Here is a 24,917-nt window from a genome sequence, read left to right as displayed (position 1 = left end):
CAATTCCTTGCTGACATCTAATTGGAAACGGTTATCATGCCGCTAACCCTGTTTGTTGTCATCCATAGTGATGCGTTCACCAAAGAAGGATTGCGTGTGAAATTGAGATGGTTTGCTTTTTTAATTGTGCTTCTGGCGGGTTGTAGCTCGAAACGCACGGACTACCGTAACCCGGACTGGAACCCGGAAGTCCCGGTAAAACGGGCCATGCAGTGGATGCCAGTCAGTGAAAAAGCGGGGGCGGCGTGGGGCGTCAGTCCGCGTCTGATTACCGCGATGATTGCGGTTGAGTCAGGCGGCAACCCCAACCTTGTCAGTAAATCAAACGCCGTTGGGCTGATGCAGTTAAAAGCTTCCACCTCCGGGCGCGAAGTGTATCGCTATATGGGCTGGAGCGGTGAACCTACAACCAGCGAGCTGAAAAACCCGGAGCGCAATATCTCCATGGGGGCTGCGTATTTGAGCATTATGGAGCACGGCGTACTGGCGGGAATAAAAGATCCGCAAGTGATGCAATATGCGCTGGTGGTCTCCTATGTGAACGGTGCAGGCGCGCTGCTGCGGACATTCTCATCCGACCGGAAAAAAGCGATCGACAAGATTAACGACCTGAGCGCTGACGGCTTTTTTGAACACGTGGTAGAAAACCACCCGGCACCACAGGCGCCGCGCTACATCTGGAAAGTACAGAAAGCGATGAACGCCATGTAAACGCCATATCAATATGAAAAGACCCGCCTGGATAAGCGGGTCTTTTTTTTAGCGTACGCGGCTGGCGCGTTCGCGGGCCTCGCGTTCGAGCGCAAAAATAATACGCTGGAGTTCACGCTCAACGCCGGGGCTGACGTTAAGAAAGCGAAAACTCAGACGCGGCGTGGTAATGGTTTCGTTTTTGCCGTCTACCACTTTTCGCTCACCGATGGCGATAAGCTGTGCGTCAAAATAGAACTGTCCCCATGAGGCCATATCGAGCTCTATCTGGGAAAAGCGCATACCTGCCTGCAATCCTTCCGGAACAGTGCCATCCAGTAACGCGCCCATACCGCCGAGTGAAAGGTCGAACAGGCGGAAACGCAGCTCCGTCTTCTTGTCCGGCATTTTGGCTTTACAGAAATAGGCGGGGTGTAGCGGGGCGTTGATGCGAAAGTATTCGCGACGCTGAATGAAATAGAGGCTTTCTGGCAGTTCAGAAATGAAAGCGGGCAAAGCCTGATAATCGCCGCTGTGCAGTGTGGGAAGGGTAAATTCGACTTTGGCACCCTGGGTTTCGGCGGTGATGGTCACTTTTGTGGCGCGTTGCACTGCTGTGTTATCAAACTCCTGACTACCAAAGTCCATGATCAGTTCTTCGGGGTTCACTTCGAGGATCTTACTGATGAATTGCCCGCTCGACCACGCAATGCACACAGGTACCTGGCTCTTTTGCAAATCACGCAAGACGCCGAGTACGGCTAATGGACTATTTTTCAGGAACTGCTCACTGTACTTACTCACGCCGAAAGGCTCCTTGATCACTGACAGACAGTCTTGATGCACTATCGGCAATTCCGGAGAATTCTTAATACAAATTCATAAAAATTTTCTGAGGAATTGCAATTAAGTCCGTGAGATGAAAATGCTTTTCACGCTATCGCCTATACTCTAGTCAACGTGCGGGAATTATGCACGATACGTACATATGACGTTGTAGCAGGAGAAAAGTAAATGGGCATCATCGCGTGGATTGTTTTTGGTCTGATTGCAGGAGTTATCGCAAAATTAATCATGCCTGGCCGGGATGGCGGCGGATTCATTTTGACCTGTCTACTTGGGATAGTGGGGGCGGTAGTCGGTGGTTGGCTGGCGACCCGCTTTAATTTTGGCGGCGATGTAACGGGTTTCAACCTTCATAGCTTCCTGGTTGCGGTGGTGGGTGCCATCATTGTACTGGCTGTCTTTAGGCTGTTACGGCGGGGTTAATTGTTTCCGTAAATGAATAAGGCCGGTGAGTTTGTTCACCGGCCTTTTCTTTTATTATGCTTTTATTGTGTTACTGTGCCGCCGCTTTTTGCGGTTCGGCTGCCGTCTGGGTAACCGGCTGACTGGCAGGCAGACTGTCACAAGGCTGCTCTTTCGGACAGACCAGATCGAGCATTTTCAGCGTCACGCCGTTTGTCCAGCCGAAACCATCCTGCAACGGGTATTCTCCGCCGCCGCCACCTGTCCCGGTGCTGCTGACATCATACTTCTCAACCAGCTTTTTCTCGCGGTCATAGGTATGTTGCACGTTTGACAGGAAGCGCCATGTGACATCCATCGACAGTTTTTTCTGGTCGTAGTTTTGCAAACCGGCGACCGCGACCCATTGCAGGGGCGCCCAGCCATTTGGTGCATCCCATTGTTGACCACTGTTGACGGTGGTTGTGGAGATCCCGCCTGGTTTCAACAGCCGCGACTGCGTGGCTGCCGCTACTTTCGTCGCGCGATCTTTCGCCGCCGCATTCACATACAGTGGGAAGAGGGCGGCCGCCGTCAACTGATTACGAACCTTTTTGGTTTTCAGATCGTAATCGGCATACCAGCCCTCTTTATCATTCCACAGGTTGGCTTCTATGGCTTTCTGGCGGGCCGAGGCCAGCGCTTCATACTGGCTCGCTTTAGCGCTGTCGCCGGATGCCTGGCTGGCGCGGGCGATCATTTTTTCCAGCTTGAACATCAGCGCATTCAAATCCACCGGTACGATGCTGGTGGTGCGGATAGTCCCCAGTTGTTCGGGGTTATCCATCCAGCGTGAGCTGAAATCCCAGCCCGATGCCGCAGCGGAGCGCAGATCCCGGTAGATCTCTGTTGCCGGACGATTGGGGTTGTTCTTCGCGGTGGTAACGTCATCCAGCCAGGATTCCGGGCGCGGAGTGTCTTTATCATCCCAGTAGCGGTTCAGCACCGAACCGTCATCAAGCTTAACGACCCGCTTGCTGGCCTGACCGTTTTGCAGCCCCTCCAGCCCGTCCATCCAGTAGTGGTACTCTTTTTCCATCTCTGGCAGGTAGGTCTTGAGCACGTCATCACCGTCATGGGATGCCAGTAATTCAACCATAAATGCAAAGAAAGGCGGTTGGGAGCGGCTCAGATAGTAACTACGGTTGCCGTTGGGAATGTGGCCCCAGGTATCAATTTCATAGGCGAAGTTAGCCACCATATCTTCAATTTTGTCCCAGTGTCCGCTCTCCGCCAGGCCCAGCATGGTGAAATAACTGTCCCAGTAGTAGACCTCGCGAAAACGGCCTCCCGGCACCACATAAGGTTTCGGCAGGGGGAGGAGAGAGTCCCATTTACCGGCTTTGTCCGTCGTGCGCGTCAGCACGGGCCACAGGCCATCAATATGCTCACGCAGGTTTTGCCCTTCCGGGGGAACATACTTTTCCCCTTCTTTTGGCAGATCAAAATTGACGTTAACAAAGTGGCGAAGATCAAAGCTGGTCTGGTTTCGCTGCATACGGTAATCCGCAAGGATCATCAAGGGGTCACCCTTGGGAACGGCATCGGCGAAGGTTTTTTGATCGGGAAAGAGTTTGGCGCTTTGCACATCGCTAAACAAAGGGCCGAGCAGGATATCCGGCGACTGTGGGGTGTTGGGCGCATCTGCCGCCAGAGCCGACGGGATAAGTGAAAGCAGGGCGCCACCCAGTGCGATATGCATAGCAAGATACAAGGTGCGCTGACGGCGCAAATCTGGTCTTGTCATTAAATGTTCTCCTTAGCGGGTGAAAAGCGAGGCCGCAGTAGCCAACCTTGTGAAAACCTTAGTCGAATATCAGCCGAACGGCGTGCCCTGTGTGGCATTTTCCGCCCTTCCAGACAATTTACCTTGTTGCCCATCCCTATAAGTAAAAATTATGCCTTAATAGCTCTTTGCACGCATTTTGATCATTTCTTTAACTCAAATTAGGTATAAAACAGGTATTTCCGCAAATAAATAAGATTTCCGTCAAATAAAATAACGGTGATTGATCAGTTTTTCTTATTGAAAACGAATTGTCATATTTGTTTTGCATCAAATAAGCTGAATTGATTCATTTACTGGCCGTTCACATTGAGTTAGCGATGCTAAATAGTGTCGCACTGAAAACAATTTATTTAGCGGGGATAAAATATTTTCGCAGTTGATTATTTCGCTATGGTCAGACCAGGTGAATAATATTCACTTTGCAGGGTTTTGATATTTCACTTTATCGACCTGACGGGTCTTGACTTATCAGGCGTCATTCAATATTCCGCACAGTAAATGTGGCTTTTTGGCTACTAATAATGAGGGGTTAAATATGCAAAATTAGCTTTTTAGGATTTATCTGATAACAGGGAGGGTGTGATATATTCTCACTGCGGTTTGATGGATAAAATCATTAAATACAGTGGCTTGATCTTCATTCGAAGGGGCTTTCGGCTCTGCCTGGCTATGATTTCTACTATCAGAAGACCTAAGTGAAATTATTTCTTGAGAATTATCTTAATTTAGATAAATTTTAAATATTCATTTTTCATTAAGGCTGAGATGATATTGAATTGTATCGTCTCGTCTGTAAAATTTAGACACGATTATCATTGATGAAGTCATATTTCGCTGCCTTGCTGGTGCAACGGCTCGTGCGGTAGCTATGCCTTTAATTCATTATTTGATCGGTTTGCAGGGTAAGGGAGAGACTTATTTTGAAAGAATGAAAAAGTTCTTTCCTAAACGTTCCAGTTCCACACAGTAATATATTTGCAATGGAAATCACCGTTATGAAAATGCGAAATGTATTAGCCCTTCTGTTTGTTTTTGCACTCTCCGCATGTAAAGCACCACCGCCGGCGACGCCCACAGACGACACGATTGTGACCAGCGAGGTGAATGGCACCACACTTACCCACCGCTATGCGGTAAAACCACCGAAAGAGTTTCAACCCATCAAAGAGAACTACCGTGCACTCTATCCTGCGTCGCTGATGAGCACGCCGGATTACGGCGGCAAAATGATCCGTCAACTGCAAACCGGTAAAACCTACATTGTACTGGGCCAGGTTGAACACTTCTGGATGGCTCTGGCCGATGAAGGTCAGGAAGAGTTGATTGGTTATGTCCCGATGCGTGCTGTGGTGAAAAGCGAGTTGTACGACGAAACGGTACGCAAGCAAACCCCGCGCCTGAGAACCCGCCAGAAACAGACCTGCGTGTCGGTTGATGGTAGCAGCAAAGCGTGTAAAAACAGCAACTCAGGTACCTGGATTCTTAACTAATTCGCCATCATGAGCGATGGATATGAAAACTAACTTCGTGGTACGCCAGCTCATCCTGGCGTTTTTCCTTACGCTGACCACCCTGGTCAGCGGTTGTGGATCGACTTCACATAGCGTACCTGCCAGTTACACCCTTCAGTTCCAGGCGCACCCGCAGGTCAACGCATCCGCGCCGCTCAAAGTCAGGGTTTTGCTGTTGAAATCCGACGCGACATTTATGTCCGCCGATTTCTGGTCGCTACAAAACAATGCGGGAAACACCCTTGGGGGTAACCTGCTCAACAGCGATGAGTTCTTCTTACTGCCCGGTCAACTGACAAAAACACTCACCGGCCAGGCTACCCCGGAAGCACGCTATATCGGCGTGATGGCGGAGTATCAGGCGCTGGATGGCAAAAAATGGCGGATCTCCATTCCGCTTCCCGTGCAGGGTGAAAGTCGCTTTTATGAATTCTGGAAATGGTCGTCTGACTCACTTGAAGCCAGCGTTTTTCTCGACGTGAACGGGATCCGCGTCGTTTCCAGATAGCGCCCAGTCTTAACAGGAAAACAGCATGAACAAAGCAGAAAAGGTCGTCTGGACCGAGGGTATGTTTCTGCGTCCTCATCATTTTCAACGTGCGGAAAGCCACCTGCATAGCCACATTCGTGAATGGGGGGCGTTACAACGGCCCTGGCTATGGGGCTTTCTGGACCTTGAACTGGATGACGCAATGTTGCGCCAGGGCTGTATCGCGCTGAGTTATGCCAGCGGTCTGCTACCGGATGGCACCTTTTTTTCCTTTCACGATCCGCGCCATGCGCCCGCGCCATTAGCCATTGGGGATAACGTGACCAATGAGCGTGTCGTGCTGGCCTTACCTGCCCGCCGGGGTGGGCGTGAAGAAGTTATCTTCAGCGAAGATAAAGAGTCACTGGCGCGCTACGTGGCCTGGGAAGCCGAAGTGGATGATGACAACGCCATTTCCGTTGGCCCGGCGGCCGTGCAGTTTGGTCGTTTACGCCTGAAACTGATGCTGGAAAAAGATCTGACCGCCGAGTGGACGGCGATGGGTGTGGTTCAGATACTGGAAAAGCGAAACGATAATCACATTCGTCATGATTCGGCCTATATTCCGCCGATGCTCAACGCCACCAACAGCGCGCCGCTGTACGCGATGATCAACGACCTGCAAAGCCTGCTCTCCCAGCGTAGCCAGCAGTTTGCCCAGCGTCTGCGCCAGCCTGGCCGCTTCAATACCACGGAAATGGTCGAATTCTCTCTGCTGGCGTTGATCAATCACCACGTCGGCTTGATTTCGCATCTGAAAACCTTGCCGCTGCTGCACCCGGAAGAGCTGTGGCGCGAATGGCTGGCCTTTGCCACCGAATTAACCACCTGGACATCCGCGCGTGCGCCGGAAGAGGTACTACCGGTTTATGACCACGACAACCTCGCCGGCTGCTTTAGCCGTCTGGTGCTGATGTTACGTCAGGGGCTGTCGCTGGTGCTGGAAGAGCATGCCATTCAACTGCCGCTTACCGAACGCACCCACGGACTCAATGTCGCGACGCTGCCGTCCACCAGCATGGCGCGGGAGTTTGGTTTTGTCCTGGCGGTGAAAGCCAATGTGCCGGGCGAGATGCTGCAAACCCATTTCCCGGCGCAGATGAAAGTCGCCCCGGTCACCAAAATCCGCGATCTGGTGCAACTCCAGCTTCCCGGTATGAAGCTGCGGGCAATGCCCGTCGCGCCGCCGCAAATTCCCTGGCATGCGGGCTACAACTACTTCGAACTGGAAAAAGGGGGCGAGCTGTGGAGCGAAATGGAGAAATCCGGCGCCTTTGCGCTGCATCTGGCAGGTGAATTTCCAGGACTGGACATGGAATTTTGGGCCGTCCGTAGCCCGAAAGATTAATAGCGAGCGCAAGATATGCAGGAACAACACGCTAACGGCCGTGATGCCGATGTTGCGGGCGCGGGGGGTAACAACCCTCTGGTGACCGCCGCTAACCCGCTGCTTAACGCGATACCGCAGATTCGCCACTCTGTTTCACACGACGACCAGGCCGGTCTGCGCCAGCAACTGATTGATGAAATTCGCCGTTTTGAAGTGCGCTGCCAGCAATCGGGTCTTGCGTATGAAGTGATTGTCGGGGCGCGTTATTGCCTGTGTACCGCGCTGGATGAAGCGGCGGCGCTGACCCCCTGGGGAAGCCGTGGCGTCTGGTCCGGCAGCGGCCTGCTGGTGACCTTTCACAACGAAACCTGGGGTGGCGAGAAATTTTTCCAGTTGCTGGCGCGCCTGTCGCAAAACCCGCGTGAGCATATCGTCCTGCTGGAGCTGATTAATTTTTGCCTGTTGCTGGGCTTCGAAGGTCGCTATCGGGTCATGGACAATGGGCGAACCCAGCTTGAAACCATCAAGCAGCGTTTGTGGCAGATGATTCGCGGCGTACGGGGAAATTATCCGCCGCCGTTGTCGCCGCATCCGGAAGATCAGCCGGTGCTGCGCAAACTCTGGCGCCCAATGATCCCGCTGTGGGCCTGTGTGGCGCTGGCCGGGTTTCTTGCCTGCCTGTTTTATATCGTTCTTAACTGGCGACTTGGCGATAACACGAACCCGGTACTGGCAAAAATTTACCAGACCACATTGCCAGAAGCGTCCATTGCCCAACCTGCGCCATCGTTGCCGCCTGTGCTTAACCTGCGCGGCTTCCTGAAACCGGAGATCGACGCCGGGCTAGTCGCGGTGCGCGATGAAACGGATCGCAGCGTTGTCACCCTGAAAGGCGACGGGCTGTTTGCGTCGGGGTCAACGGTGGCACGTGAAAACTACGCGCCGGTGATTGACCGCGTCGCGCAGGCCATGAACAACGTCAGCGGCAAAATTCTGGTGGTGGGCTACAGCGATAACGTGCCGATCCGCAGCGCACGCTTTGCTTCCAACTATGAACTGTCCCTCGAACGCGCGCGCTCTGTACAGTCGCTGTTGCAAAAACATTTAAGTCAGCCGGATCGCGTGAAAGCGGAAGGGCGGGGTGAAATGAACCCCATCGCGCCGAACAATACGGCGGAAAACCGCGCCCGCAACCGCCGCGTGGAGATAACGTTACTGGTTTCGCCGGGTAATACGGCAGCCGAACTGAACGGATTGCCACAAGGAAACTAAGGATGAATAGTCTGCTTTCAATTCTGACGAACCGCATATTGTGGGGTTTTCTTGGGATGACAGCGCTGGCAGCGGTGATATGGATGATAGGTCCGCTGCTCTCTGTCGTTGATTCACGCCCGCTGGAATCTGAACAAAACCGAATTATCACCATCGCGGTGATGTATTTCATCTGGGTGCAAAGCCACATTATTCCGCGTCTTTACAACGCGTGGCTGAACCGCAAACTGATGGACAACCTGAAAAGCGACAATGCGCCGAAAGAGACGGCGGATCACAAACGGTTGAACAGCGAAGAGCAAATCCTCGCTGACCGTTTTGAAGAAGCGTCTCAGGTGCTGAAAAAAGCGCATTTCAACCAGCCGGGTCAGCGTGGCGGGCAATGGACCCAGCGTTTCAGCACGCAGTACCTGTATCAGTTGCCCTGGTATGTCGTCATTGGTGCGCCGGGCGCCGGGAAAACCACCGCGCTGGTCAACTCCGGGCTGCAATTTCCGCTGGCCGACAAATTTGGCAAAACGGCGCTGCGTGGGATTGGCGGTACGCGCAACTGTGACTGGTGGTTTACCAATGAAGCCGTTCTGCTGGACACCGCCGGGCGTTACAGCACCCAGGAGAGCGAGCAGGCGCAGGATGCCAGCGAATGGCTGAAATTCCTCGGCCTTCTGCAAAAATACCGTCGCCGTCAGCCCATCAACGGGGTGATTGTCACCGTGAGCGTTGCCGACCTGCTCACCCAGTCAGGCGATGCCTCACGCGAACAGGCGCTTAATTTACGCAAACGCCTGACCGAACTGCATGAACAACTTGGCATCCGTTTTCCGGTCTATGTGCTGGTGACGAAAGCGGATCTCCTGAAAGGCTTTCGCGCCTATTTTGCCGGGTTCGATAAAGCCCAGCGTGACCAGATCTGGGGTTTTACCTTCCCCTGGCAGGAGGGCAAGCAGGCCGATTTTGACCTGATGGGGCGTTTTACCCAGGAGTACGCGTTACTGCAACAGCGCCTCGATGCGGCCTTACCGGATATTTTACTGCACGAGAGCGATCCGAAAGCGAGAGCCGAAAGCTACCTGTTCCCTCAGGAATTTGCCGCGCTGCGTCCGCTACTGGCCGATTATCTGCAAACGCTGTTTGCCCGCTCGAACTTTGAAACCGAATTTTCACCGCGCGGTATCTATCTGGCGAGCGGTACCCAGGAAGGGTTGCCGTTTGACCGGGTGATGGGAGAACTGGGACGTTCACTCTCGCTTCCTCGTGGTAATACCGGTGACAGTTGGGATAGCGTCAGTAAAGAGGAGCCGGTACCCGGCGGTAAAGGACAAAGCTTCTTTATCAAAAACCTGCTGCAAAACGTTATTTTTCAGGAAGCCGGTATTGCCGGGCAGAATCGCTGGTGGGAAATGCGCAACCGGGCGGTCATGTGGGCCGGTTATGCCGCGCTGCTGGTTCTGCTGGTGGTGATTAGCGGTCTGTGGCTGACAAGTTACAACAACAACAAAACCTATTTGCAGGAAGTCGAAGCCAAAGTGCCTGGTATCAGCCAGGAGATTAAAGCGCTGCGCGAGCGTTCGCAAGGCGATGTCTTTGCCTTACTGCCGCTGCTAAACAGCCTCGCGGCGCTGCCGCAAAGTGAGGACTTCGATGTTAACAGCCCGCCACTGACTCGCCGTATGGGGCTGTATCGTGGCTATGACGTCTCTGACGCATCGCAGGCGTTGTACCAAAAAGCGTTGCAGGAGCTGCTGTTACCGGATGTGGCGTCACGCATCACCACCTGGCTGCGAAATGATAACGGCAGCGATGTGGAATACAGCTACGAAGCGTTAAAAGCGTATCAGATGCTCTACCAGCCGAAACATTATGACGGCAAGTTCCTGCATCAGTGGGTCATGCTCAACCTGGAGCGCAATCTGCCGCAGAACATGACGCAGGCCCAGCTTCGTCGTCTGGAATGGCATTTGACCCAACTGCTGGAGCCGCAAATTCAGTCCTCGCCGTTTGCCAAAGATGAAGCACTGATTGCCAGGGAGCAGGCGTTAATCAACCAGCAACCGCTCGCGGCGCGCGTCTACGGACGCCTGAAACGTCTGCTCGCGGCGGATGAAAACCTCAAGCCGGTTTCGCTGACCTCGCTGGGTGGCCCGCAAAGTGAGCTGGTGTTCTCGCGCAAGAGCGGTAAGTCGCTCAATGACGGTATCCCCGGTTTATATACCCCGGACGGTTACTGGCAGCATTTCGATAAGCAGATTGGCACTGTGACCAACGCGCTGCATACCGATGATGCCTGGGTACTTGGTTCCACCGTCAAACAAGAAGATCAGCAGCAGACGGATAACGCGGTACGCCAGCTTTACGCGCGGGATTTTATCAACCAGTGGGACAGCTTCCTGAGTGATATTGCGCTCAACAACAGTGCCAATCTTTCACAGCGTATTAATACAGCACGGCTGCTATCGGGCAACAGTTCGCCGCTGCGCCAGTTGGTGGTTAACTTAAGCCAGGTATTGACGCTGACCCGTGACACCCCGGAAGAGGGCGAAAAAAAGCCGGAGGAGGGCAACAGCACCAGCCGCACACTCAACGTGTTGTTTGGCAATCGTGATAACGCGAACGCTGCGCCTGCCGCCGCGACGGCACAGACGCCGGAACAGCGGGTAACGGAACACTACGCGCCGATTATCGAACTGGCTAAGCCGCTGGAAAAAGGCGGCAAAACCATCGTGTTTGATGATTTTTTAAAACAGGTTGATGAACTTTATCGCTATCTGACAGCGGTACAGGATGCGGCCAACAGCGGCATGCCTGCCCCCGGCGGTGAAGCCATCAGTCGCCTGCAGGCCAGTGCAGGGCGTCTGCCCGGCGGGTTGCAGTCCATGTTCAGCAATATGGCGGTGGGCGCCAGCAGCGATACGCAAAGCCGCGAGCTGGAAAATGTCCGCAAGCGTATCAGTGTCGAAGTGGGCGGTTTTTGCCGCCAGGCCATCGCCGGTCGTTACCCGCTGGTTCGTAACGCCAGCAGTGAAGTGACGCCAGACGATCTGGCGCGCATGTTTGCCCCTGGCACCGGCCTGATGGACAGTTTCTTTCGTGACAACCTGACCAGCAAAGTGGATACCACCCAGTCACCCTGGCGCTTTATGCCGGGCATTGATGGTAAGACCTTGCCAGGTAGCGAAGGATTACTGGCGCCGTTTCAACAGGCGCAATCTATTCGTGATGCGTTTTTTGCCGGGGGAAGCACGACGCCCTCTTATCGTGTGACGGTGCGTACCGTGAGCATGGACAACGCGATTTTGAACCTCACGCTGGATGTGGATGGGCAGATTCTCCGTTACAGCCACGGTCCACAGGCGGTGCAACTGGTGAACTGGCCAGGGCCGGGCGGAACCAACCAGGTACGGATGCAGCTTGGGCTGACGAACGGCACCACCTCGACGCTGGTGACCAATGGAGCATGGGCGCTGAACCGCTTTGTTGACAAGGCGCGTGTGACACCGGGCAGCAGTAGCCTGAGCCGCCAGGCAACCTACAACGTTGATGGACACCAGGTCACGCTTGAGTTCATCCCTGGCAGCATTCGCAACCCGTTTCAGCTTCCCCGTTTCGCATGCCCTTAACCGCAAGGAAAGTCGAATGACTACGACGAGTGCAATTAGCTGGTATGGAAAATTGCCCAGTGCCGGCGACTTCTTACAGCGACGTTTCCCGGACGCGCTCCAGCGTCAATGGTCCCACTGGTTTCAGGTGGGGCTACTAAACTGGCAAAAAGAGCAAGAGCGTGCGGCGGACAGGCAATTCGGCAATGCGCCGATATGGAATTTTGTCGTGCCGCCAATGTTAGGTGGTCAGCAGGTGCAGATGGGCTGTCTGTTACCCGGTCGCGACAGCGTCGGGCGGCAATATCCGCTGTGCGCACTGCTGGCGATAAACCCGCTGGAGTGGTCTCCACGCCAACTGGCGCAGTCGGGGGACTGGTATGAGCAACTGGGGCGAACCCTGCTGCATGCGATCCGCAACAGTTACTCCGCTGAACAACTTGATCAGGCGCTGCTGTCGATTCCCACGCCGCAGCCCGTGGTAGAAGAAAACCGCTCGGAAATCCTTGATGTTATCGGTTACGAAGGCGACGCGGCGCCGACGTTGAGCTGGCGTCAGGCAGCGGAATGTTTTGACCCGCTGCGCCAGACCAGTTTCTGGTGGACCAACCGTAGCGATGGCTATCCGCTCTATACGCATGTGCACAGCGGCAATTTTACCGGGCAGCTTTTTACCATGCTGTTCGATCCGGCAGGCGGTGCACGACCGGGGCGCCATGGTCTTTATCCTCCGATGTTTGATTAAGCGAATCTGTGTATGACTCTTGAAACCTTACTTGAACCCATCAGCCCGACGCAGCCCTGTGGTGAAAACCTGGAGTATGACGCTGAGTTTCAGGCGCTGGAACAGGCAAGCCAGGGCAAAGCGGAACAGCAATTTGGTGACACCATTATTCCCGCAGAGCCGGCAGACTGGACGCGTGTTGAAAAGCTGGCCACCGCGCTGCTGTCACGCACCAAAGATCTGCGCGTCATGCTGGCGCTGACCCATGCCTGGACGCGTCGCCGTGGTCTGGAAGGGTATGCAGACGGGCTTTCACTTATTGGCCAGGCACTGGCCCTCTACTGGGATGATCTGTGGCCCGCGTTGACAGAAAACGGTGAAGAAGATCCGTTTTACCGTATTAACGCGCTGGCAGAACTCAGTGATAAATCCACACTCACCGCCACGCTGCGCCAGTCCATTTTACTGCGTAGCAATGGCGATGAGCTGACAGTCCGCGACGCTCAGGCGCTACTGGACGGCAGCAAAACAGAGTGCCCCAATTTTCCGGGCGGACGCGTACGGCTGGTTGACGAACTGGCGCGCGCCGGAAAAGAGGCCACCAGCGTCATGATGCAAATCGAAGGGCGGTTGCTCACCATCCGTAGCTGGCTGGTGGAACGTCTTGGGGAGAGTGGTGCGCCGGAAATGGAACAACTCATTAAGACCGCAACCTTGATTAACCGCGCAGGTCGCGCAGGCGACGAGGCGCAGCCCGACGAGACAGCAACAACTTCTATTCCTCAGGCGTCGGCGACGACACCCGCCGCAGCGCCTGTCAATCATACGGACTGGCGGAGCGTGCAGCTTAACAGTCGCGCCGATGCGCAACTGATGCTGGAAAAAGTGAAGCTCTATTTTGCTCAGCATGAGCCAAGCCATCCCGCCCCGCTGATGATTGACCGCGTACAGCGGCTGATCGAACTGGATTTTATGGCGATCGTTCGCGATCTGGCGCCGGATGGCGTGCAGCAACTGGAAAACATATTTGGGCGTCACCCATAACCTTTGACGACAGGGTGAAACAATCCCGATAGCGTCACCGCGCATCTTCGATGGAGAACATCATGGCAACGAGTAACAGTGGACAAAAATTTATCGCGCGTAACCGCGCGCCACGCGTTCAGATTGAATACGACGTGGAAGTGTATGGCGCGGAGCGCAAAATTCAGCTTCCGTTTGTGATGGGGGTGATGGCCGACCTGGTGGGTAAACCGGTTGAGAATCTGCCTTCTGTTGACGAACGTAAGTTCCTTGATATCGATATCGACAACTTCGATGAACGCATGAAAGCCCTGAAACCGCGCGTGGCTTTCCAGGTGGACAACACGCTGACCGGGGAAGGCAAATTGAACGTCGATCTGACCTTCGACAGCATGGAAGATTTCCTGCCGGATGCGGTGGCACGCAAAGTCGAGCCGCTGAATTCCCTGCTCGAAGCCCGTACTCAGCTCTCCAACCTGCTGACCTATATGGACGGTAAAAACGGCGCGGAAGAGTTGATTGCTAAAATCCTGAAAGATCCGACACTGCTGAAATCGCTGAGCCAGATGCCGGACAACCGCGATAGCACGTCAGGTAAAGAGGAGTAAATCATGAGCAATGTAACCCAACAGCAAGACTTGCCGCAGGGCGAAACATTCAGCCAGGACGAGTTTAGCGCGCTGCTCAGCAAAGAGTTTCGCCCGAAAACGGAACAGGCGCGTTCAGCGGTCGAGTCTGCGGTACAGACGCTGGCCCAGCAGGCGCTGGCTAACACCGTCACCTTCTCCTCGGACACTTACCGCACGATTCAGAATCTGATTGCCGGGATTGATGAAAAACTCTCTCAACAGGTCAATGAGATCATTCACCACGAAGAGTTTCAGAAACTGGAAAGCGCCTGGCGTGGGTTGAGCTATCTGGTCAACAACACTGAAACCGACGAAATGCTGAAAATCCGCTTTATGAGCATTTCGAAGCCGGAACTGGGCCGCGTTCTGAAACGCTACAAAGGTGTCGGCTGGGACCAGAGCCCTATCTTCAAAAAAATCTACGAAGAAGAGTACGGTCAGTTCGGTGGCGAACCCTTTGGCTGCCTGGTTGGCGATTACTATTTCGATCACAGTCCGCAGGATGTGGAACTGCTGGGTGAGATGGCGCGTATCGGCGCGGCGGCGCACTGTCCGTTTATTACCGGTACCGCACCGAGTGTGATGCAGATGGAATCCTGGCAGGAGCTGGCGAACCCGCGCGACCTGACCAAAATTTTCCAGAACACCGAGTACGCAGCCTGGCGTTCGCTGCGTGAATCGGAAGACGCCCGCTACCTGGGGCTGGTGATGCCGCGCTTCCTGTCACGCCTGCCGTACGGTATTCGCACTAACCCGGTTGATAGCTTCGACTTTGAAGAAGAGACCGATGGCGCTAACCACAGCAACTACTCGTGGGCGAACGCGGCGTATGCGATGGCGACGAACATCAACCGCTCCTTCAAAGAGTATGGCTGGTGTACCTCGATTCGCGGTGTCGAATCCGGCGGGGCGGTGGAAAACCTGCCATGCCACACCTTCCCGAGCGATGACGGCGGCGTGGACATGAAGTGCCCGACTGAAATCGCCATCAGCGACCGTCGTGAAGCCGAGCTGGCGAAAAATGGCTTTATGCCGCTGATTCACCGCAAAAACTCTGACTTTGCCGCCTTTATCGGTGCCCAGTCGCTGCAAAAACCGACGGAATACCATGACGCCGATGCGACCGCAAACGCGCGTCTGGCCTCCCGCTTGCCGTACCTCTTCGCCTGCTGCCGTTTTGCGCACTATCTCAAGTGCATTGTGCGCGACAAAATCGGCTCTTTCCGCGAGCGTGATGAAATGGAGCGCTGGCTGAACGACTGGGTGATGAACTATGTCGATGGCGACCCGGCGAACTCCTCTCAGGAGACCAAAGCGCGCAAACCGCTGGCCGCCGCCGAAGTGCAGGTGCAGGAGATTGAAGATAACCCCGGTTACTACACCGCGAAATTCTTCCTGCGTCCGCATTATCAACTGGAAGGACTGACTGTCTCACTGCGTCTGGTATCAAAACTGCCGTCGCTGAAAACCAAAGAGGCATAAGAGCGGAGACGCCGCAGGCTGGCCGTGAACATGCCTGCGGCACCGTGCATCATACATACTGTTTCATCCATTGGTTAGCAAGGAGCACACCATTATGTCTGGTTCACCCGTTCAGATAGCGGAGGGGATGTTAAAGATTTTAAATCCCGAGAAGCAAAGCGCAGCGGATATCGTCTTGCAGGCGGCCATCGATAGCTTTGTCTCTTTACCACAGGATATGTGGACCCTGGCAAAGGACATGTTTGATACCGAGAACAGTGGCCTCAATGAGAGGGAGCGCATTCGCCTGGGCGAGCTAACGAAACGTGGGGTGACGTCCAAAGACTTCTGGCAACTTATCTATATTGTCATCAATCGCTATGTCCACGGCTTAAATCACGAGCAGTTGGAAAAAATAATGCTAAAAGTGGCTGGCTCTCAATTAGGTAAGTTGGCCTTTAAAACGGTTTTTGCCAGTGAACTGGCCTCCTGGTTCGGCACATACATCATCCCGCGCTTTTTACTTTCTGCCAAAATAACCGGTGTGCTGGGTGTCGGGGCCATGATTTCACGGTCCATTTATAGCTCACGGGATCTAAAAGAGCTTAATGAATCTATTTACTATGCCTTGCGCGAGGCGGGCGATCTGGATTTGCTTTATTTTATGGTAGAGGACGTACTGGAACCGTGGATTGAGGCGATTAATTATCTCAGTACCAACAGAATGTTCACCGAGCAGATCATTGACCATTTTGTTGCCAGGGCGCCAAAGGCGTGAAGAATACAGCAAACGGTATTTTCATCCTTATGCCTCAGGCACCACAGAAGCAGGGTGGTTGGCCCTTAACGATGAGTGAGTTTATTCTTATAAATCCTGCGAACAAGAAAAAACAAACCGCAGACAACCAGGAGAAACAGCACTTTTCCTGTTAATGCGCCGGTGGAGTAGGGATTGAGCGATTCATATTTAAGAACCAACCAGAGCGATTGAATGATATCCACAAGGGTATACGCTCCGGCAAGCAGTAAAATAAACATTGCAGTCAGCGCGAGGAATTTTTTCATTTTCAATCCTTAAATTTGAAAGGGCAGGGAGTGAAAGAATAATAGCATGTCATTCGATGTAGTAAAAACCAGTGTACAATATGAAAAGTGTTATTCGGACTCATGCGATGCTGTTGCCATAGAAGTACTTTTCAAAAACAATAATCATCATTAACGAAAAACAGACAGTATGGTTATTGATATGTTTTTTAAGGACGACGGTCATATTTTCCCCGGTTGCGCTGCGCTTACCGGGGCTACATAAGGAACAGGTTCGGTGAGGTTTGCCGCATCCGGGAACAGGGAGCTGGATATGAAAAAACGTTACATCGCACTTAGCCTGCTGTGTTGTTTCGCGACGGGACTGGCAAACGCTGAGACCTATGAATACCCGCGAGCAGAGCCGCTACCCCAGGATGACACCGCGAATTTTCTGCGAGATACCGGGTTATTGACAGGGTTTGACGTCAATATGAGCAGTGAGCGTTTTGCGCAAGCCTGGTTCTCGAAAACCAACGAACGGGAGCGGATCAAGGCTGAAATGTATTTTCTTGGCGTGATGGATGCGACGGAAGGAAAAACCTGGTGCAGTTATCAACGGCTACTTCCCTCCTCAGCCCATGAACATCTCTCTTCCCGTTTTGCGAATTTAACACCGCAGGAGCGTAAAACCCGGGCATCAACCCTTATTGTTGAATCACTGTCTGCTGTTTTTCCCTGCAAAAAAGAGCAGAAAAAATGAGCTTGTTTTATAAAACGTTAAAACAGCATCATTATTCTTTGGCGCGGCGTAAAGAACGCACGCGTAGCGATATATGTAGTGATATATCTGGAACTGCCCATCACAATAATGTTATGTAAATTAAACTCTTCCCAGGCTATCCGGAAAACGGGTTTCGGGAACACAATATAATCTATTTTTAGAATTATTTTATTAGACAATTCACAGCGTTAATCTTCGCGACCCTTGTTGTTCAGAGGGTGCAAAGCATATCCGTCAGGGTCATGATGGCGGATATGAGGGAGAGGTAAAATATGGACGGTTTTAGCTGGCCCCATATTTACCCATTAGTTCTATACCATCAGCGATGACTGGTATATACACGCTTTTTCGAAAGCAATAATCATCATTAACGAAGAGTAAATATTATGGCTATTGATATGTTTCTGAAGGTCGATGGCGTTACGGGTGAGTCGAAAGATTCTAACCACACCGGCTGGACTGATATTACTTCTTTTTCCTGGGGCGCTTCACAGCCAGGGAATATGAGCGTCGGCGGCGGCGGTGGTGCCGGTAAAGTTAATTTCAATGACCTGCATGTAAACGCATTAATTGACAAATCCACAACGGCAATCCTGAAACACTGCGCCAGCGGCAAGCACTTAACCAAAGTTGAGCTTTCTGTCTGCAAAGCGGGCGGTCAACAGGTTGAATATGCGCGCATTACGCTGGAAGAAGTGTTAGTAACTTCCGTGCAGTACACCGGTGCGGATAACGGCGACACCGTTGGCGTAACTTACGCATTCCAGGCTGCGAAAGTGAAACAGCAGTACTGGGAGCAGTCTTCTTCTGGCGGTAAAGGCGCTGAAACCAGTGCCGGCTGGAATATCAAAGAAAACAAAGAAGCGTAAGGTCTTTTGCAGCGATCCCGAAAGGGATCGCTGAAAGCGTTAAGGGGAGTGTATGGCAAATTATCTCATCTCCATAAAGCGTCTCTGGCAAACTGACAGTTCAACGATCAGTACCTATGATATTTCCGGCAGTACGATAAGTGGTTATATCCTTGAACGCCCCGGGCCTGATACGACGGAATCCGGGCTAAGAAAAAGGATTCCGGAAGGATCTTATAGATTGCAGTGGCATAATAGTAATATTCCCACTGTACAATCACATAATCCTGTTCCTTTGCTTTATAACTCATCCGTTCCAGTCTCACGTTATATCTTAATTCATAATGGGAATTACCCTGACAATACAGATGGCTGCCTGCTTATTGGCGCATCAAAAGGTGATAACTTTGTCGGCAACAGCGTAACGAAATTGAATGAGCTGAAAAATTTCCTGACGCAAGAAGGTATTGAGAATTTTACAGTAACGATTACATCATGTTATGTAAATTGCAGTAATTAGAAAGGGATGGGTCATGCTCAAGACATTTATTGTTATCAGCACGTTGTTTTTTGCTTCACTCTCCACCGCCGCAGAACAGACCCTGCACCAGGGTATTCTTCAGGTCTACTGGCTGCCCGTATGGAGCGACGATGGTCAGCGAAATACGCCAGAACTGAAATACCGTTATTTCGTCACTAAAGATGGCGACAATGTCGAGAAGGTCATCAACCTTAATGTTGACAAAAAAGACGCTGAACCTGAGCAACTCAAGCGTTACTTTACCCATCTTCCATCTGAGTTTTTGACCTGGAAAGAGGGGCACATTGAGCGTGCTGGTGCTATTACGGTCGATAAACTTACCGGATCAACAGAGTGCGATCATCGTTACTTTACTGGCGAGTTGAAGCATTTCACACCTGCGGTTAAAAACGCTGTTGATACCAATATAATTGAAAAAAACGCGGGTTGTGAAGCCTTCCCCTGGATGATGACCTATACCCTAAAATCAGGGGTAGAGAATAAGCACTTCAAGCAACAACCCGATGACGGGGCGAAAGATTTACAGCCTGTCACTCCCGGAACGCCACTGGTAAAAATAAAAACAATCAACGCTAACTGGATTCAGGTTGCGGTACGTGATGAAAATAAACCCGGTCTGCTGGGCGAGGCGCGGGGATATATTAAACTTAATGATTTACAACCCATTAATTAAGCCACTGAGGCTTCACTGGCATTTTTATTTTCCAGCACCAGCGTTATCAGAACTGACCCTTTTCGGAACGCTAATAACTCCAGCAGGAATACGCTATGCGATTCACAATAGTTACCAATAAACCCGGCCATCAACCTCCGCAAAGCCGCTGCGATTTTTATCCGCCGGGAGGCACCATTGGACGCGGAACGGACAATAACCTGGTGCTGCCGGACAATGAGCGCGCCATTTCGCGCCTGCAGGCGATCGTACATATCGCCGGGAATGGTGAATGCCGCATTACTAACCGTGGCAATGTGACCCGAGTCGTACTCAACGACATTCCGCTGGAGCGGGGCCGCCAGGTTGAACTGCAGGATGGCGATATCCTGGATATTGACGAATACCGCATTGAAGTGACCGATTTGATCCTGGACACCCAGCCAGTCAGCCGTATGGCGGCGAATGTGCAGGCAGGACTTACGCCCGATCCGGCCCCGGTGGAGAAAAAAGAGAACGCCACCACCGCCGTGCCAACGGAGATCTGGGACAGTCTGATGCAGGAGTTTTCCATCTCCGACAGCATCTCCAGTAACCGTGCGAAACCAGAGCCCCAGGCGCTCAATCCGTTTGCCGCGCCGAAAGAGCCGGAACGCAACCCGGAAGACCCGCTGGCCTTATTGAGTAAAAACGAATCCGCTGCCGCGCCGCGTACCATCGACACGGACAAGCTGTTTAACGACGAACCGCTGTTCAAAAACGACAGCATTTTCGCCGATGTCACGCCGTCAACGCTGGTGCCGCCCGTAGAACCCACGGCTAAACATGACGCACCCGCGCCGGATGAACTGGATCCGTTAGCTCTCTTTGGCGGTGCCGGGGCGAGCACGCAGCAGGCACGAGATGACGACCCGCTGGGGCTACTCAGTGGCGCCGTGCCGCTAAGCCATGTAGATGATGTTGCCCCGTCTGAGCCGAAGAAAGCGGAACCGGCCTGGCAGGCACCTGTCCCGCCGCAGCCTGAACCGGTCGTGCCGCATGACGATATCGTGCCGCACACCGAGCCAGAGGATGTGCAGCCGCTGTTTGTTGCGCCGGAACCCGTGGCGCCGGAAGCCAACAGCGAGATGCCGGAATATGTCCCCATCACGTTACCCACGCCGCAAACCGTACAGCGTGCCGCCGCCCAGACGCCAAAAGGCCGCTTGCGTATCGACCCGGTACAGAGCGAAAGCGCGCAATCTGCAACGACCAGCAGCGGTGAGAGCAGCGGTGATGTCCTTAAAGGCGAACTGCTGGATGCGCTGCTGGAAGGGATGGGGCTCAGTGATATGCAGCCCACGCCGCAGTTTGATCGGGAAAACATGCGTCAGCTCGGACAGATGTTGAGCATGTTTTCGCAAGGGACAGTGGCGCTGTTGTCATCACGCTCAATCCTTAAACGTGGGGTAAAAGCGGACATGACGATGGTGCTTGATGACGCCAACAACCCGTTTAAATTGCTGCCTTCCGGCAAAACCGTGTTGATGCAGATGTTCGGTACCCGTATGCCCGGCTTTATGCCGCCGAAAAAGTCGGTGCGCGATGCGTTGATCGACTTACAGGCCCACCAGTTAGGGATGATCTCCGGTATTCGCGCCATTATCGCCGCCATGCTGCAATCCTTTAACCCGGAACTGCTGGAAGAGGACGCTAAACGCGACGGCGCCACTGCGCGTCTTGGCATGCTCTCCAATCGCAAAGCGGCGCTGTGGGACTATTTTGTGCGTTCTTACGCTGAAACGGCTGGTGAAATCGATGACGACTTCCACACGCTGTTTGGCGAGGCGTTCCTGCACGCCTACGACATGGAAGTAAACCAGTACAAAGATTCACAAAGCGCATCGGAAGAACAACAATGAATATCAGCACCGCCTCAATGTCCCGACAGGGCGCGCGTGCGAGTAACCAGGATCAAACCGGTGAAAGCATTGGCGAGCGCGCCGCATGTTTCGTGGTATGCGACGGTATTGCCGGGCTTCCCGGCGGCGATGTGGCGGCCGAGCTCGCCCGCAATGCCATCATCACCCGCTTCGATGGCGACCAGCATCTGAATGCGCAATACATTCGCGAGTATATCAACGAAGCCAACAATGCCATTCGCACCGAACAAAAAGCGGCTGAGCAGTTTCAGCGTATGGGCACCACCATGGTGAGTCTGTTTATTGACCGTGATTACCATCTTGCCTACTGGGTACATGCGGGAGACAGCCGACTTTACCTGTTTCGCCGCGGGTGGCTGTACCACGTCACCACCGATCACAGCCTGGTACAGCAGATGAAAGACGCCGGACACCAGACCGAGGGTATCAACAGCAACTTGCTCTATTTCGCGTTAGGGCTGGGTGATGATGAGCGCGAAGCCAGCTACAGCGATGTGGTACCGATTGAAGATGGCGATGTGTTTTTGCTCTGCACCGACGGTTTCTGGCACGGGGTGAGCGAAGAGCAGATGAAACAGTCCCTGCATATGGTCAATACCCCCCATGAATGGCTGACATTAATGAATCAGATACTGCTGCGCACCAACGTGGAAAGTCATGATCAGCAGGACAATTACAGCGCCGTAGCGGTATGGGTTGGTGCTCCACAGGACACCACGCTTCTGCACTCGCTGGCGCAAGCGTCGCAGTTTTTCCCTCTTCGTGATTGATACAGGCTTACAAGGAATTTTATGAAACTTTGGCTTCCGGGGCTGGCGCTGTTCGCGGTCTGTTTTGGCGCTCAGGCTGAAAACTACCGTATCGTGCAGTCTCCTACACAAAAACTGGATATCTGGATCGACGACATCGCGGATAACTCGCCGAAAAGCTGGTGTGCGCGGGAATTACCGCTGCGTATCGTGGCGAATGGCGATAAAAAAGTCACCGTGCTCGACAGTTTTATGCCGCGTCTGGGCGCGCTGCTCGAAAATCAGTGCGGCACGCTGGCGCTGGTGCGCTGGAAATTGACCGATGCGCAAAACAACACGCTGGCCCAGGGGACCGCAAGCAAAGCGAAAGACTGGGCGCCGGTTGTCACTCCGGCGGCTGCGGCGACAAGTACGCCGCCTGCGACCAATACCGCCAGTGGCTTACAACTGCCGGAAGGACGTCCGGAAGATAACTCCCCGGCGGCGAACCGCACGCCGTGGCAGGAGTTTACTCTCCAGGATGGCTGCCATCTGCGGACATTCTGGCAGGGTGATAGCAGCAGCCCGGCGCTGTTTATCCCGGCCAAAGACGACGGCAAATGTGAGAAGGGCGGCTGGCTCAATGGTCGCAGTGATGTTAGCCAAATCACCAACGGCATTGAGCGTAAAACCACCATGACCTTTGTCCACGGTTTCCCGGTAAGCGGTCTGAGCGAGAGTGCGGACGCCGACCGTCTGTTGATCACCACAGTGAACAACGAGCGAATGGTGGCCAGCGAAGGCAGTCTCGGGCAGAGCTGGATGATCCTGCCTTATGTGCCTTCTCTGAGCGGCTGGCAGGCGAACGGCACCGTCGCCGTCGAAGTTTCTCGCGAGCTGGTCAACGATCAGGCCCGGCTGCAGGCACGGCTTGACGAGGTGCGTAAGGTCTGGACCCCGTGGTTCGCTCCCGGTACGACCCTCAACATTTTGCTGATTGACTCTCTGCGTCCACAACTGCGCGACCCGGCGGTCGGTACGTATAAGGCTGTGCACTAGTTTTCCCCCTAATCCTCAAGAGGGGACCGAGCGAGCACCTTACCGCGTAGGCCACCAGTGGCGCGATACTTACCGGGGCTACGGTACGAGGGTATGCGCTGAGCGCAAAAAACCACAATTTCATTCGTTTTACACAGAGGAGCGGTGATGAACACACTAGAGCAACAACTCGCGGGAGAATCCCTCCGGGAGAGTCTGGGGCAACTGGAAAACCGCATTCGCACGCAGCCCACCGATGCCGACCTGCGTGCGGCCTTTACGCAAATGCTCTGCCTTGAGGGCAACTGGCCACGCGCCCTGGCACAGCTTAAAAGCTGGCTGGCGCTGACGCCACAGGCGCAGCCGACCATCACCCTGCTTGAACAGACCATCAATGGTGAACGTCAGCGCGCAGAAGTGATGGCCGGACGGGCGCGTCCTGCGATGCCGGACAAACAATGGCCGTGGCTGGCGGCAATGGTTGCCGCCCTCGATCTTTCCGCTACCGAAGCCTGCTCACACCGCATTGGGGCGCTGGAACAGGCCGAGGCCATTCCCGGCGAACTGACCTTACAGGATGGCACCACCCACAGCTTCGACTGGCTGATGGATGGCGACTGCCGCTTTGGCCCGGTCTGCGAGGCCATCGTCAACGGACGCTACTTCTGGCTGCCGTTCAGCGCGATTGAAGAGATGGAGTTTCAAGCCCCGGCGAGCGTCATCGATCTGGTCTGGCGACACACCCGCATTCGTCTGCATGACGGTAGCGAGCAGGTGTGCCAGATCCCGGCGCGCTATCCGCTGGACAATCAGGTTGAAGACCGCTTCTTGCTCTCACGCACCACCGAGTGGCAGCCGCTGCCGGGCGAGGAGCCCCATTACATGGGGCGCGGCCAAAAAGTGTGGCTTAACGATACGGCGGAATTTCCGCTGCTCGATTTAGCCAGCCTGCGTTTTGCCAAAGGCGATGCGCATGAGTAGTCAGCCTCAGGACGACCGCGATCTGCTGCGTAGCGGCTGGCGCGCCAGAACCGGCAAAGAGTCGCCGGGGGCGCGCGACAAAATGCAGCCGTCATTGCTGGACCGCCTGACCGATGACGCGCCGGACAAAAAGCAGGAGCCGCTCAACAGCAATCTGGTCTCGCACAATGCGCTGCGTCGCCACGTACTGCGTGACCTGCAGTGGCTGTTCAACACCATCAATAACGAGGCGCAAAACGATCTCTCAAAATTGAGTCACGTGCGCCGCTCGGTCGCCAATTTTGGCGTGGCGCCACTGGCCGGTCAGCGCATGTCCGACATTGAATGGCAGGATATCCAGCGCAAGCTTACCGACGCGATTTTGCATTTCGAACCGCGTATTTTGCCTCAGGGGCTGATGGTGCGCTGCATCTCCGATACAAAGTCACTGGATCTACACAACGTCTTGTCGATTGAAATCAAAGGCCGCCTGTGGTGCGTGCCGTATCCGTTATCCTTTTTGTTTCGCACCGATGTCGACCTGGAAAATGGCCATTTCGAGTTAAAAGATGTGGGGTAA

24 protein-coding genes are annotated in these 24,917 nt (G+C 53.7%); 21 read left to right on the top strand and 3 right to left on the bottom strand.

The genetic code is table 11. The annotated features are described in order from the left end of the window. Positions 1–96: 96 nt before the first annotated feature. Positions 97–711 (top strand): membrane-bound lytic murein transglycosylase EmtA, encoded by a 615-nt coding sequence (emtA, locus tag C5523_RS16300; protein ID WP_039079519.1) that lies wholly within the window; start codon positions 97–99, stop codon positions 709–711. Positions 712–759: 48 nt separating this feature from the next. On the opposite strand, the gene C5523_RS16295 is transcribed toward emtA, so the two are convergent. Next, positions 760–1,494, bottom strand: a complete 735-nt coding sequence (locus C5523_RS16295) for a flagellar brake protein (protein WP_039079497.1) — start codon at positions 1,492–1,494, stop codon at positions 760–762. Positions 1,495–1,704: 210 nt separating this feature from the next. Here C5523_RS16295 and C5523_RS16290 point away from each other — a divergent pair, with 210 nt between their 5' ends. Continuing rightward, positions 1,705–1,959, top strand: a complete 255-nt coding sequence (locus tag C5523_RS16290; protein WP_039079496.1) for a GlsB/YeaQ/YmgE family stress response membrane protein — start codon at positions 1,705–1,707, stop codon at positions 1,957–1,959. Positions 1,960–2,029: 70 nt separating this feature from the next. Here the strand turns inward: C5523_RS16290 and C5523_RS16285 are convergent, their stop codons facing one another. After that, positions 2,030–3,724: an alpha,alpha-trehalase gene (locus C5523_RS16285; protein WP_071195223.1), complete on the bottom strand. Its 1,695-nt coding sequence runs from the start codon at positions 3,722–3,724 to the stop codon at positions 2,030–2,032. A gap of 1,037 nt (positions 3,725–4,761) precedes the next feature. On the opposite strand from C5523_RS16285, the gene C5523_RS16280 reads away from it, so the two are divergent. The 10 genes from C5523_RS16280 to C5523_RS16235 all read left to right on the top strand — a co-directional run bounded on the left by C5523_RS16280 (position 4,762) and on the right by C5523_RS16235 (position 16,619). Next, the gene (locus C5523_RS16280; RefSeq protein WP_108701537.1) at positions 4,762–5,256 is read left to right on the top strand and encodes a hypothetical protein; all 495 of its coding nucleotides are present in this window, start codon (positions 4,762–4,764) and stop codon (positions 5,254–5,256) included. Positions 5,257–5,278: 22 nt separating this feature from the next. Then, a complete protein-coding gene (gene tssJ / locus C5523_RS16275; protein ID WP_039079493.1) occupies positions 5,279–5,785 on the top strand; it encodes a type VI secretion system lipoprotein TssJ in 507 nt (168 codons plus the stop codon). Between the two features lie 25 nt (positions 5,786–5,810). After that, on the top strand, positions 5,811–7,154 hold the full coding sequence (gene tssK, locus C5523_RS16270; protein ID WP_039079492.1) for a type VI secretion system baseplate subunit TssK: 1,344 nt from the start codon (positions 5,811–5,813) through the stop codon (positions 7,152–7,154). A 15-nt stretch (positions 7,155–7,169) separates the two neighbouring features. After that, positions 7,170–8,408: a DotU family type VI secretion system protein gene (locus C5523_RS16265; protein ID WP_108701536.1), complete on the top strand. Its 1,239-nt coding sequence runs from the start codon at positions 7,170–7,172 to the stop codon at positions 8,406–8,408. A gap of 2 nt (positions 8,409–8,410) precedes the next feature. Then, on the top strand, positions 8,411–12,025 hold the full coding sequence (gene tssM / locus C5523_RS16260) for a type VI secretion system membrane subunit TssM (RefSeq protein WP_108701535.1): 3,615 nt from the start codon (positions 8,411–8,413) through the stop codon (positions 12,023–12,025). Positions 12,026–12,041: 16 nt separating this feature from the next. Then, positions 12,042–12,749 (top strand): type VI secretion system-associated protein TagF, encoded by a 708-nt coding sequence (tagF, locus tag C5523_RS16255; protein WP_039079489.1) that lies wholly within the window; start codon positions 12,042–12,044, stop codon positions 12,747–12,749. Between the two features lie 12 nt (positions 12,750–12,761). Continuing rightward, positions 12,762–13,772 carry a type VI secretion system protein TssA gene (gene tssA, locus C5523_RS16250; RefSeq protein ID WP_071195225.1) on the top strand — a complete coding sequence of 337 codons (1,011 nt, stop codon included), beginning with the start codon at positions 12,762–12,764 and terminating at the stop codon, positions 13,770–13,772. A gap of 62 nt (positions 13,773–13,834) precedes the next feature. After that, entirely contained in the window at positions 13,835–14,359 is a 525-nt protein-coding gene (tssB, locus tag C5523_RS16245; RefSeq protein WP_039079487.1) for a type VI secretion system contractile sheath small subunit, read from the top strand. A gap of 3 nt (positions 14,360–14,362) precedes the next feature. Next, positions 14,363–15,862: a type VI secretion system contractile sheath large subunit gene (gene tssC, locus C5523_RS16240; protein ID WP_107223407.1), complete on the top strand. Its 1,500-nt coding sequence runs from the start codon at positions 14,363–14,365 to the stop codon at positions 15,860–15,862. Between the two features lie 94 nt (positions 15,863–15,956). Beyond that, the gene (locus tag C5523_RS16235) at positions 15,957–16,619 is read left to right on the top strand and encodes a hypothetical protein (protein ID WP_052249280.1); all 663 of its coding nucleotides are present in this window, start codon (positions 15,957–15,959) and stop codon (positions 16,617–16,619) included. 65 nt (positions 16,620–16,684) lie between these two features. On the opposite strand, the gene C5523_RS16230 is transcribed toward C5523_RS16235, so the two are convergent. After that, positions 16,685–16,906, bottom strand: coding sequence for a hypothetical protein (locus tag C5523_RS16230; RefSeq protein ID WP_071195227.1), 222 nt, complete (start codon positions 16,904–16,906; stop codon positions 16,685–16,687). Positions 16,907–17,198: 292 nt separating this feature from the next. On the opposite strand from C5523_RS16230, the gene C5523_RS27475 reads away from it, so the two are divergent. From C5523_RS27475 to tssE, 9 genes are all read left to right on the top strand, one after another. Further along, entirely contained in the window at positions 17,199–17,627 is a 429-nt protein-coding gene (locus C5523_RS27475; RefSeq protein WP_172960902.1) for a Rap1a/Tai family immunity protein, read from the top strand. 407 nt (positions 17,628–18,034) lie between these two features. Continuing rightward, a complete protein-coding gene (locus C5523_RS16220; RefSeq protein WP_039079483.1) occupies positions 18,035–18,517 on the top strand; it encodes a type VI secretion system tube protein Hcp in 483 nt (160 codons plus the stop codon). Between the two features lie 52 nt (positions 18,518–18,569). Next, complete coding sequence (locus C5523_RS16215) at positions 18,570–19,016, top strand: DUF5675 family protein (protein WP_072039747.1); 447 nt, start codon at positions 18,570–18,572, stop codon at positions 19,014–19,016. 13 nt (positions 19,017–19,029) lie between these two features. Next, the gene (locus C5523_RS16210; RefSeq protein ID WP_108701534.1) at positions 19,030–19,710 is read left to right on the top strand and encodes a hypothetical protein; all 681 of its coding nucleotides are present in this window, start codon (positions 19,030–19,032) and stop codon (positions 19,708–19,710) included. A 95-nt stretch (positions 19,711–19,805) separates the two neighbouring features. Further along, complete coding sequence (tagH, locus tag C5523_RS16205) at positions 19,806–21,590, top strand: type VI secretion system-associated FHA domain protein TagH (RefSeq protein WP_108701533.1); 1,785 nt, start codon at positions 19,806–19,808, stop codon at positions 21,588–21,590. After that, a complete protein-coding gene (locus tag C5523_RS16200; protein WP_039079479.1) occupies positions 21,587–22,381 on the top strand; it encodes a PP2C family serine/threonine-protein phosphatase in 795 nt (264 codons plus the stop codon). Before tagH ends, C5523_RS16200 begins: the two co-directional genes overlap by 4 nt. 21 nt (positions 22,382–22,402) lie before the next feature. Further along, complete coding sequence (locus C5523_RS16195) at positions 22,403–23,398, top strand: hypothetical protein (RefSeq protein ID WP_071195231.1); 996 nt, start codon at positions 22,403–22,405, stop codon at positions 23,396–23,398. A gap of 147 nt (positions 23,399–23,545) precedes the next feature. Next, the gene (locus C5523_RS16190) at positions 23,546–24,358 is read left to right on the top strand and encodes a type VI secretion system accessory protein TagJ (protein WP_079496699.1); all 813 of its coding nucleotides are present in this window, start codon (positions 23,546–23,548) and stop codon (positions 24,356–24,358) included. Beyond that, positions 24,351–24,917: a type VI secretion system baseplate subunit TssE gene (gene tssE / locus C5523_RS16185; RefSeq protein WP_071195232.1), complete on the top strand. Its 567-nt coding sequence runs from the start codon at positions 24,351–24,353 to the stop codon at positions 24,915–24,917. The genes C5523_RS16190 and tssE overlap by 8 nt, the downstream gene beginning before the upstream one ends.

Origin of the sequence: Phytobacter sp. SCO41, assembly GCF_003073275.1 — a bacterium.
GTDB classification, from domain to species: domain Bacteria; phylum Pseudomonadota; class Gammaproteobacteria; order Enterobacterales; family Enterobacteriaceae; genus Phytobacter; species Phytobacter diazotrophicus.
This window is presented reverse-complemented; position numbering and strand designations above follow the sequence as displayed.